Source organism: Ideonella sp. (assembly GCF_036277275.1).
In the GTDB taxonomy this organism is placed as follows: domain Bacteria; phylum Pseudomonadota; class Gammaproteobacteria; order Burkholderiales; family Burkholderiaceae_C; genus Ideonella.
In genome coordinates, this window is the sequence record NZ_DASUNH010000102.1 from 21,159 (window position 1) to 38,160 (window position 17,002).

Below are 17,002 nucleotides of genomic sequence, written 5' to 3' on the forward strand. Positions count from 1 at the left end.
TCGATGCAACCGCTGATCGTTGCTCAACAGGTTACACAAGGAGTCGCAGACTTCCTGCGCACGGCGTTCCCGTCGACGACGCCCGGCTTCATTGGACTGCTCGAGCGCTTCCTGGAGCAGCGCGACAACATCTTCAAGGGGCCGTACCTCACGGTGCCGCTCCCTTTCAGCCCTGGCCCAAAGCAGAGCAAGCCAGCCTTTCCGTGGTTGTCCGAGGACTTCAAGCCCCACGCCCACCAAGCGAAAGCGTTCCAGCGGCTGGGTGGCGAGGGCGCGCGTTCCACACTGGTCGCCACCGGCACTGGATCCGGCAAGACGGAGTGCTTCCTGTACCCCATCCTGGAGCACTGCCGGCAGGCGCGGGCCGAAGGACGGCCAGGCATCAAGGCCATCATCCTGTATCCGATGAACGCCCTGGCGTCAGACCAAGCCGGGCGCGTGGCAAAGACGATCGTCAAGACCGCAGCATTGGAATGGGTCCGCGCAGGCCTGTACGTCGGTGAGACGCCCGCGGAGGAGTCGAAAACTGTCAGGCAGGTGGACGCCGAGACCTTCACCGTGATCACCGATCGCGACGCCTTGCGAGCCAACCCGCCGGACATCTTGTTGACGAACTACAAGATGCTGGACTTCTTGCTGCTGCGCGCGACGGACGGGCCGCTTTGGGCGCATCAGCGCCCGGACACATTGCGCTACCTGGTCGTTGACGAGCTGCACACTTTCGACGGCGCGCAGGGCACTGACCTGGCCTGTTTGATTCGCCGGCTGAAGGGCAGGCTGGGCGCCGCACCGGGACAGCTGGTGTGCGTGGGCACGTCGGCCACGCTGGGTGACGGGGGCGGCGAAAGCCTGCTGAACTTTGCGCGAGACATCTTTGGCGAGGCCATGGACGCCGATGCGGTGATCGGCGAGGACCGTGTGCCGGTGGGTGACTACTTGAGCGATGCCGTGGTGGAGCACACCATGAGCCCGCAGCCCAGCGACGAGGCAAGCCTGGACCCAGCCAACCATGCCGATCTGGGGGCCTACCTCTCTGAACAGACCAGGCTCTGGTTTGGTGAGGCCGTGCCGGCTGGTCAGGTTGAAGATTTCAGCTGGCGTTGCGAACTGGGCCAACGGCTGAAGAGCCACTTTGCGTTCCAGAACCTGCTGCGCGACCTCGATAGGCTCGGGCCGAAGTCGGTGCCGGTCGATGACCTGTTGGCTCTGCTTCGCAGGCGCCTGCCAAAGCGGCAGGCCGAATCAGCGGGTGACGTGGCGGGCGATCGGTTCGTGCTGCTGTGGCTCTCCAGCCTGCTGGCTCTGGTCGCGCACGCCAGGAAGCCGGGTCACCAGGACTTCTTCCTGCAGGTGAAGGTCGAGATTTGGCAGCGTGAGCTGAGGCGCATGGTTGCCAAGGTGGATGCGCAGCCGGTGCTGAGGCACCACGACGACCTGGGTAAGGCGGACAAGGATCACCAGCACCTACCAGTGATTCACTGCCGTGACTGCCATGCCACGGGTTGGGGGGCGACGCTGCCCAAGACCAGCCCGAACCAGCTGCAGCAAGACCTGCGACTTTTCTACAGCGCGTTCTTCAGCGAGGACGTTTCCACCCGATTTCTGTTCCCCGCAACGCCGACTGCTGACCGTCGGGTGTTCGAGCGCAAACAGGTGTGTCCGCGATGCGGTTCTTTGCATCAGATGACGCAGCGTGGCTGTTCGCACTGCGGGCACGAGACGCTGCTCGCGGTAGACATCACGGCCAATCTGAAACAGGGCACGCGCAACGGCGCCCCGTTCACCAAGTCGCACCACAACTGCCCCTATTGCGGCGGGCACAACACCTTGTCCATCGTCGGCTCGCAGGCGGCGAGCCTGGCCGCGGTGATGGTGGGCCAGCTCTTCAGTAGCGGGTACAACCAGGACAAGAAGCTCATTGCGTTCTCTGACTCGGTGCAAGACGCAGCGCACCGCGCTGGCTTTCTGGCCGCGCGAACCTGGCGCTTGAACCTTCGCCCCGCTCTGGCGCAGACCATTGCCGCAGCTGTCGCAGCCGGCGAGCCACTGACGCTGGCGCAACTGCCAAAGGCATTCGAAGCGCAGTGGAAGTCCTCGCTTGGCGAGAACCACTACGTGGCGAACTTCCTGCCGCCGCAGCTGCACTGGATGCGGGACATGGACACCTTGATGGCTACGGGGCAGTTGCCTGAGGGCAGCCAGGTGCCCGTACAGATGGCCCAGGTGATGCCGTGGGTCGTCAATGCCGAATTTGGACAGGACGCTCACGTCGGGCGCACCTTGGTGGCGACCGGCACGGCCTGTGTAACGCCCGTGGAAGAGGCCTGGACGCGGGCCATCGGGTGGCTGCATCTGCGCATGCGCGAGCAGGTGGAAGCCCTGAAGGACGTGACACCTCCAGAGATCGACGTGTTCTTGCGGGGGTTAGTTGGCGAGATGCAGCGCATCGGTGCCTGGCGCGACCCGATGCTGGCCTTCTACGCGCGGGTGGGCTGCAGGCCGCAGGCGTACAAGAAGAACCCCAGCCAGGAGAAGATGCTGTCAGGGCCTCGGCCCCCGCGGTTCCTGACCCTGCCTGAGTGCCAGCTGTGCACAAGCGTTGAGCGGGACGAATCGCGTGGCTTCACAGACTGGGCCTTGAAGGCATTTCAGGAACTGAACCTCGTCGCGCTGGGCGCTGACCAGGTTGTTCGCGACGTGTACCGACTGGCGCTGGAAGGCCTTGCGGCGGCCGGCCTGGCTGCCAACGAGCAGGCATTGGACAAGCCAGAGATTCAGATCTGGGGTCTGGAGCCGGCCGCCTTCAAAGTCGAGCTGGGTGGGCGCAAGTGGCGTTGCGCCACATGCCACAACGAGGTGTTGTCCGGCCTGTCCGAAGACTTCGACGACCAGCCGTGCCGCCGAACAGGCTGCAAGGGCGATCTGCATGCCGATGGCGGCTGGGGAGACTTCTACCGAAAGCTCTACCTGACGGCGGAGATTCAGCGTGTGGTGGCACATGAGCACACGGGCCTGCTGCCCCGCGAAACGCGCGAGCGCGTCGAGCGCGATTTCAAGTCTGACAGTGGCAGGCCCGGCGGCATCAATGTCCTGTCGGCGACGCCCACCTTAGAGATGGGCATCGACATCGGCGACCTGTCGTCGACGCTGCTGTGTTCCGTGCCGCCGACGCAGGCCAACTATGTGCAGCGCGCCGGCCGTGCTGGGCGGAGCACGGGCAACGCGTTGCTGATGACCATGGCGGCCAGCCGGCCGCATGACCTGTTCTTCTGGGAAGAGCCCAAGGAGATGATGGCGGGCAGCGTCGATGCGCCGGGGGTCTTCCTGAACGCGTCTGCGGTCCTGGAGCGTCAGTTGACGGCCTTCTCGCTGGACTGCTGGGTCAGGGAGGCCGGCAAGTCCGCATCCATCCCCGGTGAGATCCGTTCGGTGTTCAACGCGATCCGTGGGCAGGCCCTGTCGAAGTTCCCGTACCCGTGGCTGAACTTCGTGGAGCAGCGCAGGGGCGAGCTGTTGGACCGCTTTGTCCGTCTCTTCAATCAGGCGGATCGGAACCCGCTCACGCAGTCGACCCAGGATTGGCTGTCGAAGTTCATCAACGGCAGCAAGGACCAGCCGGGCTCCCTGGGCTGGAAGATCATCGACAAGCTGAACGGCATCGCCAAGGATGTCGATGAACTGAAGCGCCAGATGGAGCGAACGAAGAAGGAGATCGAAAAGCTCCAGGCACTGGCTGTGCGCGGCGAGGAAGACGAGGCCGAACTGGTGCGCCTGATGCAAGAGCGAACGGCGCTTTCGCGCCTGGTGGGCAGCATCGAGGGCAAGGCCACGCTGAACGTGCTGACCGACGAGGGCCTGCTGCCGAACTACGCATTCCCGGAGCAGGGCGTGTTGCTGCGGTCCATCATCGTTCGCGAGGCCAAACCTGGTGGCGGCGCCCCGGACCCGCTGACCTTTGAGTACGAGCGGCCAAGCGCCTCCGCGATCACCGAGCTGGCACCGAACAACACCTTCTACGCCGAAGGGCGGCGGGTTGTGGTGAACCAGGTCGATGTCTCCAAGATCAAGCCGGAGGCCTGGCGCTTCTGCCGGCAGTGCTCGTACACCGAGCCACTGTCGTCAGGCGACCACCACGCCAACTGCCCACGCTGCGGCGACACGATGTGGCGCGACAGTGGCCGGGTGCGTGAGATGCTGAAGCTCACCACCGTGTTCGCCCGCACGCTGGATCGCGAGAGCCGTATTGCAGACGACTCAGACGAACGACAGCGTGGCTTCTATGTTCGCCAGGCGTTGGTCGACAGCCCGCCCGATGCGGTGCGGGACGCTTACGTCATCGATAAACCGGAGTTTCCCTTCGGCTTCGAGTTCCTGGACAGGGTGACCTTCCGCGAAGTGAACTTCGGCGAGCAGGCACCCGACGCATCGCCGATGACCATCGCCGGCGCTGAAATGAACCGTCCGGGTTTCAGCATCTGCCCGGAGTGCGGCACGATCCAGCGACGCCGCAAGGCTGAGGAGATGTACCGCAACCACGCGCCGTACTGCTCGAAGCGCAAGGACCCGGAAGCTACCGCTCAGCAATGCGTCTTTCTCTACCGTGAGTTCGCGAGTGAGGGGATCCGGCTGTTCCTGCCGGAGGTGGGGTTTGGCGACACCGAAGAGCGGCTGCTGAGCTTCGTCTCGGCCTTGGAGCTGGGGCTCACGCGGCGTTTCCGTGGAGCGGTAGACCACCTGCGTATTGCACTGGACATCCGCATGGCTGCGGGCCAGGAGATTCCCCGCTGCTACTTGGTGATCTACGACAGCGTTCCTGGGGGCACGGGATACCTGAAGGAACTGATGCGAGCCCCCGAGCCGCTGCTTGAGGTGTTGGAGCTGGCGCTTCAGGCGCTAAACGAGTGCGTTTGCAACCAGGATGCCGAGGCAGATGGCTGCTATCGCTGTGTGTACGCGTACCACAACAGCTACGACCGGGAATCGATCTCGCGCCGGATCGCGCAGAAACTGCTGGGCGAGGTGGTTCAGCACAAGGCGTCACTGAAGCAGGTGGCCAACCTCTCCGGCGTACAGACCGGGAACCAGCTCTTCGACAGTACGCTGGAGAAGCGTTTCGTCGAGGCGTTGCGTCGCGAACACGGTGGCAAGCGCTACAGCCTTACCGAGGTGTTGTTCAAGGGCAAACCGGGGTATCAACTGCAGGCCGACACCCGTCGCTGGCGGGTGGAGCTTCAGGTGAATTTGGCTGATGGCGACGGCGTGGTTGTCGCCTGCAAGCCGGACTTCGTGTTCTGGCCTGACGATGGCGTCGATGACCTTCCGATCGCCGTCTTCCTCGACGGGTGGCAGTTCCACAAGGACTCGATTCCAGCCGACTTGGCCAAGCGCATGGCGGTGGCCAAGAGTGGGAAGTTCTCGGTCTGGACGCTGACCTGGGACGACATCGAAACCGTGCTTCAGGGCAAGGACTCCGCGACGCCTTCGCCGTGGCCCACATTGCTGGTCAATGGCGGTGGGAATGTTGTGCCGAAGATGTGCGAGGCGCAAGGCCTGCCGGCTGCGGTGAACGGTTTCAAGTCGCTCGCACCCTTCATTCAGCTTCATCAACGGCTGAGTGACTGGCGCTTTGAGGACATGCGCAGGCTGGGTGTCGCGCTGGCGATAGGCCAGGTCATGCCGCTGGGCGATGCAACTGTGTTGGCAACGATGCGCGAGGGTGCCTACTGGCACCGGCTGGAAGAGTTATCCCTGCTGCCGGACCACAGCAAGCATCGGCTCGGCGTTCGTCAACTGGGAAGCGTGGTACGACTTGCTGTCGGAAGTCACCCAGAGCATCTTGGCGAGTTGATGAAGGGAGCGGGCACTGCACAACACGAGCCGATGCTGGTGGCCGAATGGGCTCCCGACGCAGTGCCGGAGGCCGAGCGCCAGGCCCGGTGGCAACAGCTCTGGCATTGTTTGAATCTGTTGCTGCCTTTGCAGCACCTGTGGGCAGGCGCGGCCGACATGCCTGGCCTGGAGGCGTTGCAGAACGCGCCAGCGTTGCAGCAACCGGCCAGTGGCCTGCCTGCTGCATGGATCGAGGTGCTGAACTTGGTCCTGCGCGAGACTCAGGACTGGGCGCATGCTTTGGCGCTTGCCAAGGTTCCGGTGCCGGAGGTTGGCTACGAACTGCTCGATGACAAGGGGCGCGTCGTTGCTGAATCAGAGATGGCATGGCCGGGCGCGCGCGTGACCGTTTTGCTGCCGGATAGCGGTGACGTGGCCAAGTTCGAGGCTGCCGGATGGGCCTGCTTTGTGGTGACCGAGGGTCCGCTGCCTCCGGCACTGAAAGACAAACTGACGGAGACCTGAGCATGACGCTGACGCCCAAGATTGCGATGTCCGACGACTTCCTGAAGTCGTTCGCTGCGGTGCCGCGTGACCAGCAGCAGGCCGTGCTGACGTTCGTGGCTAAGTTCAGGCAGAACCCGACCGCGTCGGGCATCAACTACGAGCGCATCCGGGACGCAGGCGACCCGAACATGAGGTCGGTCCGCGTGAACGACAACGTCCGCGGAATCGTGCTGAAGCCGGATGTGGGTAATGTGTATTGCCTGCTTTGGGTCGACCGCCACGACGATGCCTACCAGTGGGCTCGCCGCCACCGTGTGGCGATTCACCCGGATGTGGGCAGCATTCAGATCTATGCGGTAGAGGCGGCGTCCACTCCGGAAGCTGCGGCAACCACCCCCGCCGCCGCAGAGGAATCTGCCGGCCTGTTTGCCACCCTCAAAGACCGCGAGATTCGGCGTTTGGGCGTGCCTGACGAGATGCTGCCTGCCGTGCGCGCCGTGACGTCTGACAAGGACCTGGAGGCCTTGGAGCCGAAGCTCCCTGACGAGGCCTTCGAAGCCCTGTTCTTGTTCGCGGCTGGCGAGGCCTACGAGAAGATCGTGGCCGATCAGACAGCGCCGGTGTCTGTTGACCCCGCTGACTTTGTTGCAGCGCTCGACCGCGACGCCACCAAGCGCCACTTCGTCGTACTAACCGATGACAGCGATCTGGAGGCGTTGTTGGCTGCGCCGCTGGAGCGCTGGCGGGTGTTCTTACACCCGAGTCAACGCAAGCTCGTCGAGCGGGAGTGGGCTGGACCGGTGAAGGTCACGGGTGGGGCTGGTACGGGCAAGACAGTGGTCGCGATGCACCGTGCGGCGCGGCTGGCAAGACAGTTCTCCGACTTGCCCGGCCGGCCGGTTGTCTTCACGACGTTCACCAAGACGCTCTCGGATGACATTCGTCAGCACTTGGAACTGCTCTGTACCCCGCAGGAGCTGGACAAGATCCTGGTCGTCAACCTGGATCAATGGGCGTCGTCGTTGCTTCGCAGATTTGGCTACAAGCCGGAGTTGCTGTACGACGAGAGTGTGAGACGGGGCTACTGGCAAGCTGCCATGTCAGCGATGCCCGCGTCGGCGGACCTGTCGCAGCACTTCATGCGCGCCGAGTACGAGCGTGTGGTGCTTCCGCAGGGATGCGAGACAGCGGAGGACTACATGCGAGCCAGTCGAGTTGGGCGCGGCGGGCAGCTGGGCCGTGCCACGCGAAAGGCCATCTGGCCTGTGTTTGCCGAGTACCGCGCTCAGCTCCATGGCGTAAACCTGCGTGAGCCCGAAGAGGCCTTCCGAGACGCGCGTCGGCTCCTGGCCGACCAGGCCACGGAACTGGGCATTCGCGCCATGGTGGTCGACGAGGCACAAGACATCAGTCCTGCGGCGTTTGAGCTAATCCGTAGTGCTGTACCGCTGGCAGCGAACGACCTGTTCATCGTTGGGGATGCGCACCAACGGATCTACCGGCACAAGGTGGTACTGAGTCGCGTCGGCATCGAAGTTAGAGGGCGCAGCCGAAGCCTGAAAGTGAACTACCGGACAACGGATGAGATCCGCCGCTGGGCCTGCGCACAACTTGAGGGCTGTGCCATCGACGATCTGGATGGCAACCTGGATTCCTTGCGCGGCTACCGTTCACTAACCCACGGCGAGCGCCCTGATGTGATCGAGTCGATATCCCATCAAGACGATGTCAAGCACATCAAGGCGATCATGAAGCAGCTTGCAGACGATGCGATCGAGCCACGTCAGGTCTGCATTGCAGCTCGAACGAACGACGACGTCGACTCCATCGTCGAGGGCTTGAAGAAGGCTGATATTGCCACGCTGCGCTTGGAGCGGTCAACGCCAGACGACCCAGCTGTCCCCGGTGTGCGGGTTGCCACCATGCACCGCATCAAAGGACTGGAGTTTGGTGTGGTGATCATCGCCGGGTACAAAGGCGCGGCCAAGTACGCTGAGCTGTTTTCTCGCGATGAGGACGCTGGAGTTTCGGACGAGACGGATATGGCGGAGAGGGCCCTCTTGCATGTGGCTGCTACGCGCGCGAAGGGACATCTATTCGTGCTCAATCGGGAAGGGAGTAGCGGCGCTCGGAAGTCGAGCGGCGGCCACCGGTCTGACGGGCAAATTCTTCCCACATAGGCGGGTTAGGCTTTCCACGATCTGTCGCATTCCGGAGGTGTCGAGGGAGCCTTTTGGGCTTTGCCTTGGCCAACCCTTGGTTTTCTACTTGACCAGAACTAGAAGTTGACCACATCGATTCATGACTGATAAAGGACGTTATCAATCATGACCCGCGCACGCCGAACATGTTCGACCTCACTCGCCCCGAAGCGCTCGCTCCATCGCTTCCCTCGCTCTACGCCCCTGACGCCGCAGCTCGGCGCCGCACCGTCGAGTTCTTCACCGCAAACATTCGAAACGCGAACACCCGCAGGGCGTACGCCCAGGCCGGCGAGGATATCGCGCGCTGGTGCGACTGGTGCGGCATCAGCGAGCCGTCGCGTCCGCGATGATCTGGACGGAGAGGACTACGACAATGCTGCGAGGAGCCTCCACATTGCGGCTGACCCGCCGCGAGCTGAGCCGCTGGGCAAGGATCACGGGCTTCACGCCTGAAGATGTCCGCAGCGAAGCGGACTTGACCCGCTTCGCTGCACGCTGCAAGTGCCACTTCCGGGGCTGCGGCGAGGACACCCGCTTCTTGCACCTTCTGATCGACGACGAACTGCGCCGTAACCTCCTGGGTGGTTTGACCGACTCGGTGGGTGACCAGGTACGTAGCGTTCGGCACGGAGGGTCGCCGCGATGACGGATGACGACAGGCCCACCCAACTGACCACCGTGCCGGGCGGCCGGGAAGCGCTGGAACGCGAGCTGCTATGGAACATCGCACTGGATGGCGACATCGCGCGCCGGGCGCAGCTCTACCGCATGCTTACGCCCGCCGCCAACACCGAAGTGGCGGTCGCACCTGACGTAGGCGGCCCATCGTGACCGGCATAAGCTGTGCCAGTTATCGGCCATGTCGACGGTGAAAGTGCCGAGGCACGTAGATGCCAGCTGACCGCCGGTGTGCCGGGGCGGGGCACCCACCCTTCTACTTGCCCTTCTTGTTGCGCGCTTGCGTGAGCGCCGACGCGGCAGCTGTCTTCTGGTCGGCTGACGACTTGGGATTTTTGAGAACCTTCGATGCCGCAGAGGCCGCTTTCGCGGATGTTTGCTCGTTGAGCTGCTTCAGGGTGGACTGCTTGCCGGCCATAAGAACGCCTCCAGGGGAGTGTTGTTGGAGGCCCAAGTGTGCATCGGGCTGACGCGCGGCCCAAGAGCTTGCCGATGGACCGTTATTTGCGCGCTCCGATCCGGCCGCGCTGCCGGCGGCATGGCTCGATCGCGATGCAGCCACCGGCCGCGAATGCCTGAAACTGCCGTTGCCTGAACCGGCGACGCTCGAGCGCATGGCCCAAGGGTTGTCGGCGCTGGCTGCGGCGCTGCGCCGCTGAGCCGTCACGGCGCGGTGAGCTCGGTGCTTGCCAGGCGCGCCCGGTCGACATCCGGGCTGCGGTACACCGCCTCGGGGATCGAAGACAAGGCCGACGGTTGCAGCTGTCCATCGCTCAAGCCATAGAACTTCTGGAAGCTCATGATCAGCGGCCGCCACTTGTCGGGGTCGATGTGGTCAGCACGGTCGGCCATCAGGATCGACGGGTGCAGGTGCACGCGCTGGATGCGCACCTCGATGTTCAGGATGTTGCCGCGCAGCAGGTCGTCGTCATCGCCCACCCCATGGATGGCTTCGACCACGGCTTCCAGTTGCACTGGGCATTCATGCGCCCGCGGCGGCGCCACGGTCTGCGAGGGCACTGGCGTGAAACCTGAGCGCTCGAACTTGTCCTGAACATGGCGATAGCCGCGTGCGGCCTTCCACGGCGGCACGGGGTTCTTGCCGGTCGTCAGGGCCAGCCGGTCGACGAAGTCGACCTCGTGCTGTGACGGCAGGTTCAGCACACATTCGCGTTCGCGCCGCAGGTTGCGCGCTGTTTGGGAGCTGGCCCCCAGGCCGAGCACGCAGCGCCAGCCGAGCCAGAAGGCCGATGACATCGGTGCGAGGTTGGGCGTACCGTCCTCGTTGGTCGTGCTGATCACGACCACGGGCGTGCCGAAGTAAAGAATGGCGGGTTCTTGTCGCTGGTGCATGCCGACTCCTGCTGAAGCATTGAAAAGACAGTGCCTCAATGTGCCTCTGCCGCGACCGGCTGTCGCGCCGGATTCGGACACCGTTTTTGCCGCGGCCGCGGCCGCGGCGCAGCGCAGCACTACACAGGATCGCTCGGCGTCGACGTACCCAACGCATCGTCGACCGCCGACAGCAACTGCCCAACGTCGATCGGCTTGGTCAGGAAGCGGAAGAAGCCGTCTGCCGCACCACGCGCCACGTCGCCGGCCGTCGCGCTGGCGGTCAGTGCAATGATCGGGATATGTGCGGTGCGCGCGTCGCTGCGCAGGATGCGCTGAGCCTCGCGGCCGCTCATGCCGGGCATGTTGTTGTCCATGAAGATGACTGCGGGCCGGTGACGGCGCGCCAGTTCCACACCGAGCCTGCCGTTGTCTGCCTTCAGCAGCTTCAACTGCGGGCGGTGCCGCAGGATCTCTTCGACCAGCATCTGGCTGGCGGGATGGTCGTCGACGCACAGCACCGGGATCCGCTGCTTGTCGCCGCGGCCGGGGTGGGGGGCGGCCAACGCTGCCGGCTCCCGCAAGTCCGAGGCCTTCGCCGCCGGCGACGCGGCGGCTTCGGGCACTTCGATCCAGAACATGCTGCCGGCGCCGGGCGTGCTGCTCGCGCCGATCTCGCCGTTCATCAGCTCGACCAGCCGCTTGGTCAGCACCAGGCCGATGCCCGAGCCTTCGGTCCTGCCGGTTTCCTGGCCGAGGCGATTGAAGGGCTGGAACAGCGATGCCATCTGCGACGGCCCCAGCCCGGCGCCGGTGTCACGCACCTCGATGCGAATGCGCAGGGCGCGCGGCCGGGTGCAGGTGATGCTGACCGTGCCATGCGGGCGGTTGTACTTGATCGCGTTGGACAGCAAGTTGATCATCGCCTGCTTCAGCCGGCCGCGGTCCGCCAGCGCCAACAGCTCGCAGTCGTCGGGCGAATCCAGCCGGATGGACCGGGCCGCCGCCATCGGGCTCATCATGCGCAGGCTTTCTTCCAGCAGGTCCGACAGCCTGACCGCCTGCAGCTGGATGCTGACCTTGCCGGCCTCGATCTGCGCCAGGTCGAGCAGCTCGTTGATCAACAGCAGCAGGTGTTGGCCTGCCTCGACGATGTGGCGCACATAGCCGGCATGCTGCTCCGCGTTGGTCGCCCTGCCGCCGGTGGTGGCCAGCAACTGGCCGAAACCGATGACGGCATTCAGCGGCGTGCGCAATTCGTGGCTCATGCTGGACAGAAAGTCGGACTTGGCCTGGTTCGCGCGTTCGGCTGCGGCTTTGGCGGCGGTCAGTTCGTCGTTCGAGCGTTCGAGCTCGGCCGTGCGTTCGTGAATGCGGCGTTCGAGCACTTCATTCAGCCGCTGCGCGTTGGCGGCGACCGTTTTCTGGCTCGTCACGTCCTGCAATGTGTTGAACCAGTGGCGGCGGCCGTCGCCGGCGCCGCTGGCCAGTGGCTCGATGGTCTGGTGAACGTGGATTTGCGCACCGGAAGGCTGCACCAGCCGGTACTCCACATCCACCCGTCCCACGGGCAGCGCGCCGGCCGACATCGTGCGCAAGAAGGTGTCGCGGTCGTCTGGGTGGATCAACTGCGCCCACTCGAGCAGGCTGCGGGGCAGGTTCGCACGCGCGCAGCCGGCGAGCTGGTGAAGCGTGTCCGACCAGTTCTCGAACCACCCCACGTCCGAGGTCACCACATGCGCCAGCTGGGCCAGGCCCTGGGCGCGATTCAGCTCGGCCTCGCGTTCGCGCAGCGCCGCTTCGGCATGCACCCGCTGCGTCACGTCGACCGGGCAGACCAGGCGCGCCGGCTTGCCCTGGTGGACCAGCTCGCGCGAGTTGATCTCGACATAGATCAGCACCTGGTTCTTGGTCAGGTGGCGCCAGACGCCGGAGTAGCGGCTCGTCGGGGGTGTGCGCCGAACCGATTCCTCGACGTACTGCACGTCTTCCGCAGGCCGGATGTCGCGGATGGTCAGCGCACAGAATTCGTCGCGGCTGTAGCCATAGACACTGCAGGCTGCCACGTTGGCATCCATGATCTGCAGCGTGGCCAGATCGTAGATGAACAGCGGCAGCGGGTTCGCCTCGAACAGGTAGCGATTGTCTTGCGGGTCGGGCAATGGCCACTCTGGCATGGCGGGGCCGTCAGCCGGCATCGGCCTGCCGGGTAAAGGTGGCGGCGGGTCCTGTCCCATGGATGTGTGGGCCAAGAGAGCGGGGGTGCGGCAAAGTCTATTCCTTTTGTTTCACAGGGCGATGCAGCAAATCGTCGTCTTTCTGCGGTGAACTACCGCGTCGTCGGATCTTTCAATCCCCCTTTCCGCCGCCCGGGGCCGTCGCCCTTGGTTCCAACCGAGGAGTCCCTTCATGACCAAGGCCTGTACCCTGATGTCGCCCGCGGGCCGTGCCCGCTCCCGCTTGGGCTGGATGGTCCGCCTGGCTGCGCTGGCCGTGTCGATGGCCCAGATGGGCAATGTGCGTGCCGCCTGGTCCTGCCCGGCCGGCCCGTTCGGCCACCCGGTGCCGCCGGGCGCGCAGATCACGCACCTGGACAATGCCTTGCCCCGCGATGCGTTCAACCAGAACGGCAACCTGAACGCCAACGTCGAGGGCCCGGTGTGGTTGGCTGGGTCGCTGTATGTCAGTGAGTTTGGCCAGGGTGCCGCCCCGCCGCCTTCGCGCGTGCTGCAAATCACCGGCGACAACACGGGGGTCGTCTTTTCCGCCACCGCCGGCACCAATGGCCTGGCCACCAACCGCGCCGGCAAGCTTCATGGCGCCAGCCACAAGGTGGGCGGCATCGTGCGGTTCGGTGCGGCTGGCGAAGAGCCGACGGTGATCGTGGCCGGCTTCCAGGGCCAGCGCTTCAATTCGCCGAACGACCTGACTTTCCGCAGCGACGGTACGCTGTACTTCACCGACCCGACCTGGCAGGCGCCCAGCCCGCCGCCGCAAGCCAAGACCCGTGTCTACCGCGTGGCGCCGGGTTCGCACACGGCCAAGGTGGTCGACGCGAACCGCTCGCAGCCCAACGGCATCACCTTGTCGCCCGATGAAAAGACCTTGTACCTGTCGACATTGGACGGCTTGTTCAAGTACGCGGTGGCAGCCGACGGCACCGTGGGATCACCCACGCGCTTTGCCCGCCAGATCGGCGGCGCCGATGGCATGGTGGTCGATTGCGCCGGCAACCTCTACGTCACCAGCACCGACGTGATCGTGTTGAACCCCGCTGGCAAGGAAATCGACCGCCTGCCGATGCCCGCCGGCGCCGGCAGCGTCACCAACGTGGCCTTTGGCGGCGCCAAGCACAAGACACTGTTCATCACCGCGATGGGGCAGGGCAGCGGCCGCGGCGTCTTCAAGGTCGACCTGAAGGTGCCGGGCATGCCGTATTGAACGGCGCCGGTCAACCTGCCAGGTGCTCCGCGAAGGCGCTCGGCACCTCGGCGCTGTCGATGCGGTTGCGGCCCCGTGCCTTGGCCCGATAGAGCAATTCGTCGGCACAGCGGTACAGCGCCTCTTCGTCCGTCTCGGCCGTGGCCGCGTGGTCGCACCACGCCAGCCCGAATGATGCGGTCACCACGCCGGCCCGGTGCTGGGCGTGGGGGATGCCGAGCGCTTCGATCGAATGCCGCACCTCGTTCAGAAAGCTCAGCAGCTGCGGGCGGTCCGGGCCGGACAGCAGCAGCGCAAATTCTTCGCCGCCGACGCGGAACAGGCGGTCGGTCGATCGTTTCAGGCCGGCCTGCACCGTGGCGCTGACGCGTCGCAGCACCTCGTCGCCGGCTGGGTGGCCGTAGTGGTCGTTGTAGCCCTTGAAGTGGTCCAGGTCGAACAGGCACAGCCCGATCGCGCCGCCCTCGCGCCGCGCATGGGCCAGGCGGTAGGCCAGCTGGTCCTGGAAGTGGCGGCGGTTGAAGGCGCCGGTCAATTCGTCGGTGATCGACAAGGTGGTCAGGCGCTGGTTTGCCGCCTCGAGTTCGCGCGTGCGCGCTTGCACCAGCTGACCGAGTTCGTTGTTCAGGCGCGCCTCGGCTTCGCGCGCCTGGCGCTCGGCGAGCAGCTTGTCGGCCTTCATCTGGTTCATGCTCTCCGCCAGGGCGATGGCGATGCACAGCGCTTCGAGCACCGACCCGATCGCCACGCCGTAGGCCAGCAGCGGGTGATCGGGCAACGTGGCTTCGAGCCGCATGCGCTCGGCCATCAGGCCCACCAGCATGCATGCCGCCCCCAGCAGGAAGAAGCGTGTGTGACGCAGCCCCTGGCGCCAGGCCCAGATGCTCAGCCCCATGGCGAACACGATGCTCGCCATCGTCGCCGGCATCGCGAGCTTCAGCGTGCCGCTGTACGAGCCGGCCAGCGCCAATGGCACCGGCAGTGCGTTCAGCCCCACCATCGTCCAGCACAGCCGCAGCAGCCACGGCCGCTGCGCCAACGCGGGCTTGACGTTGGCAATCAGCATCGCGCCGAACAGCACCACGCTCAGCGAGTAATTGATCAGCAGCCCCTGGTTGATCCACAGCAGCGGCAGGCCTTGCAGGTATTGCGCCGCATGGCCCTCGAAGGCGAAGCGCGTCGCGACCAGGCAGAACAGGTAGCTGACATACCAGGCGAACGCCGCTTGCCGCGTGCTGCCCAGCAGGCACAGGTGGTACAGCAGCAGGATCAACAGCGCACCGTAGTAAAGACCGCATAGCAGCGTGTGCGCTTGCATGCCTTGCTGGAACGCCTGCTCCGACCACAGCTTGATCGGCAGCAGGCCGAGAAAGCCGTCGCGCGAATCGAGCCGCACCAGCACGTCGACCGCTTCGCCGGCCGGCACCGTCAGCGGAAAGGCGAAGCCGTGGTAGGCGATCGGCCGGTCGGTGAACGGCCGCTGATCGCCGGTGCGGTAATGTGCCGCCGCGCCGCCGGGGTGCAGCACATGCACCTGGATGTCGTCGAGCCGTGGGTTGTCGAGTTCCAGCACGCGGGTGACCTCGCCGTCGGCGGCGCCGATCAGGCGCAGGTGCAACCACCAGGCCGACGGCGAGTGTGCGAGGTTCAGCACCGGCGTGGTCGCCGGCCGCCAGGCCCGGGCCGTGGCCAGCACCTGATCCACCCGCAGCTGGCGGCTGGGGTCTTCCAGCAGCTCGACCTTGTCGGCAATGGACAACCGGTCCTGGCCCGGTGACAGCGTCAATGCGACGGGCGCTGCCTGCACGCCGGCCGCGCAGCTCAGCCACAGCCAGGCCGTTGCCGGCAACACCCAGGGCGCCAGGCCCAGGCTGCGAGCGATACGAAGACAGATATGCAGGAATTCCACAGGTGCAAACCGGGGGCCGCCGAGGGCCCTCGGCGCCTCTATCGGCCTGCGCGCTGCCGACTTGAGCGGCTCAGCCGTTCAGGCCGTAAAGGGCCACGATGCGGCGCAGCCGCTCGATCGTCGCGCGTTTCAGGGGCGGTGGCCCGATCACCTCGACCTCGGGCGCCAGCCGCAGCAACTGGCCGGTGGCATGCTCGATCGTCTCGATCGGGATGCGCAATTCGACCCGTGTCTGCTCGCTTTCGGGTGGCGCCACCGCAGCCACCGCCTTGGCCACGGCGGCGCTGAGGTACGACAGGTTCTTCAATCCCACGGCGGTGGCCCGCAAGGTCGCCTCACCCTTGAAAACCTCGGCCTCGAAGCGCTGCACCGATTGGCGCCAATGCTCGGTCAGGCTGAAGCCCTTGGGTCGCTTGACCACGCCGTGCTGCAGCTCGGCCGCGAGGATGCTGGCCACGCGGTAAGTGCGGATCTTGTCGTCGCCGGCGGCGACCAGGTACCACGCGCCGGCCTTGAGCACCAGCCCCAGCGGGTGGATCGTGCGGCGCGAGGTCAGCTTCCAGCTTTCATAGTGGATCGACAGCGGCCGCTCGTCCCAGACGGCGGTTGCCACGGTGGCCAGGTGCGGCAACGGCATCGACTCGCGGTACCAGTCGATCGGGTCGAGGTACAGGCGCGAGCTGACGCGGCGCGCGTCGTCGCGCCACGAAGCAGGTAGCGCGGCGAGCAGCTTCAGCTGGGCCTGCTCGACCTGGTCGCCCAGGCCCAGCTCGGCAGCCGGCCCGGCCAGGCCGCTGAGAAAGACCGCCTGCGCTTCCGACGGCGTCAACCCGGTGAGCGTGGTCTTCCAGCCGCGCATCAGCTCGAAGCCGCCGGCGCGGCCGCGCTCGGCGTAGACCGGCACGCCAGCGGCGGTCAGCTCGTCGATGTCGCGGTAGAGGGTACGGATCGAGATTTCCAGCACATCGGCCAGCGCACGCGCGCTCATGCGCCCGCGCGTCTCCAACAACATCTGGATCGACAACAGGCGGCTGGCGCGCAAGGTGAAAGCTCCGGTGGGTGGTTGCAGTTCGGATGCTAAAACTGACTTCGTCTGGCAGCT

Annotated in this window: 10 protein-coding genes; 5 read left to right on the forward strand and 5 right to left on the reverse strand. The window is 65.3% G+C overall.

Annotation, left to right across the window (positions count from 1 at the left end; translation table 11 throughout):
• The first annotated feature begins 3 nt into the window (after positions 1 to 3).
• The 4 genes from VFY73_RS16945 (at position 4) to VFY73_RS16960 (ending at position 9,371) form a co-directional block, all read left to right on the forward strand.
• On the forward strand, positions 4 to 6,354 hold the full coding sequence (locus VFY73_RS16945; RefSeq protein WP_329720852.1) for a DEAD/DEAH box helicase: 6,351 nt from the start codon (positions 4 to 6) through the stop codon (positions 6,352 to 6,354).
• Between the two features lie 2 nt (positions 6,355 to 6,356).
• A complete protein-coding gene (locus VFY73_RS16950) occupies positions 6,357 to 8,516 on the forward strand; it encodes a UvrD-helicase domain-containing protein (RefSeq protein ID WP_329720854.1) in 2,160 nt (719 codons plus the stop codon).
• Between the two features lie 167 nt (positions 8,517 to 8,683).
• Entirely contained in the window at positions 8,684 to 8,890 is a 207-nt protein-coding gene (locus VFY73_RS16955) for a hypothetical protein (protein WP_329720856.1), read from the forward strand.
• Between the two features lie 292 nt (positions 8,891 to 9,182).
• Entirely contained in the window at positions 9,183 to 9,371 is a 189-nt protein-coding gene (locus tag VFY73_RS16960; RefSeq protein ID WP_329720858.1) for a hypothetical protein, read from the forward strand.
• Between the two features lie 103 nt (positions 9,372 to 9,474).
• Here the strand turns inward: VFY73_RS16960 and VFY73_RS16965 are convergent, their stop codons facing one another.
• The 3 genes from VFY73_RS16965 to VFY73_RS16975 form a co-directional block, all read right to left on the reverse strand.
• Positions 9,475 to 9,636 (reverse strand): hypothetical protein, encoded by a 162-nt coding sequence (locus VFY73_RS16965; RefSeq protein WP_329720860.1) that lies wholly within the window; start codon positions 9,634 to 9,636, stop codon positions 9,475 to 9,477.
• 245 nt (positions 9,637 to 9,881) lie between these two features.
• On the reverse strand, positions 9,882 to 10,571 hold the full coding sequence (locus tag VFY73_RS16970) for a flavin reductase family protein (protein ID WP_329720862.1): 690 nt from the start codon (positions 10,569 to 10,571) through the stop codon (positions 9,882 to 9,884).
• Positions 10,572 to 10,690: 119 nt separating this feature from the next.
• Complete coding sequence (locus tag VFY73_RS16975) at positions 10,691 to 12,727, reverse strand: hybrid sensor histidine kinase/response regulator (RefSeq protein ID WP_329720864.1); 2,037 nt, start codon at positions 12,725 to 12,727, stop codon at positions 10,691 to 10,693.
• 232 nt (positions 12,728 to 12,959) lie between these two features.
• Between VFY73_RS16975 and VFY73_RS16980 the strand changes: the two genes are divergently transcribed.
• Entirely contained in the window at positions 12,960 to 13,991 is a 1,032-nt protein-coding gene (locus VFY73_RS16980) for an SMP-30/gluconolactonase/LRE family protein (protein WP_329720866.1), read from the forward strand.
• A gap of 10 nt (positions 13,992 to 14,001) precedes the next feature.
• Here the strand turns inward: VFY73_RS16980 and VFY73_RS16985 are convergent, their stop codons facing one another.
• Together VFY73_RS16985 and VFY73_RS16990 are read right to left on the reverse strand one after the other, a co-directional pair.
• The gene (locus VFY73_RS16985; RefSeq protein ID WP_329720868.1) at positions 14,002 to 15,900 is read right to left on the reverse strand and encodes a diguanylate cyclase; all 1,899 of its coding nucleotides are present in this window, start codon (positions 15,898 to 15,900) and stop codon (positions 14,002 to 14,004) included.
• 70 nt (positions 15,901 to 15,970) lie between these two features.
• The gene (locus VFY73_RS16990; RefSeq protein WP_329720870.1) at positions 15,971 to 16,942 is read right to left on the reverse strand and encodes a helix-turn-helix transcriptional regulator; all 972 of its coding nucleotides are present in this window, start codon (positions 16,940 to 16,942) and stop codon (positions 15,971 to 15,973) included.
• Positions 16,943 to 17,002 lie beyond the last annotated feature (60 nt).

Excerpts from the sequence above, each read along its gene's own strand:
- VFY73_RS16970 (WP_329720862.1), bottom strand. The coding sequence starts at position 10,571 with ATGCACCAGCGACAAGAACCCGCCATTCTTTACTTCGGCACGCCCGTG.
- VFY73_RS16980 (WP_329720866.1), top strand. The coding sequence starts at position 12,960 with ATGACCAAGGCCTGTACCCTGATGTCGCCCGCGGGCCGTGCCCGCTCC.
- VFY73_RS16975 (WP_329720864.1), bottom strand. The coding sequence starts at position 12,727 with ATGCCAGAGTGGCCATTGCCCGACCCGCAAGACAATCGCTACCTGTTC.
- VFY73_RS16950 (WP_329720854.1), top strand. The coding sequence starts at position 6,357 with ATGACGCTGACGCCCAAGATTGCGATGTCCGACGACTTCCTGAAGTCG.
- VFY73_RS16945 (WP_329720852.1), top strand. The coding sequence starts at position 4 with ATGCAACCGCTGATCGTTGCTCAACAGGTTACACAAGGAGTCGCAGAC.
- VFY73_RS16965 (WP_329720860.1), bottom strand. The coding sequence starts at position 9,636 with ATGGCCGGCAAGCAGTCCACCCTGAAGCAGCTCAACGAGCAAACATCC.
- VFY73_RS16955 (WP_329720856.1), top strand. The coding sequence starts at position 8,684 with ATGTTCGACCTCACTCGCCCCGAAGCGCTCGCTCCATCGCTTCCCTCG.
- VFY73_RS16960 (WP_329720858.1), top strand. The coding sequence starts at position 9,183 with ATGACGGATGACGACAGGCCCACCCAACTGACCACCGTGCCGGGCGGC.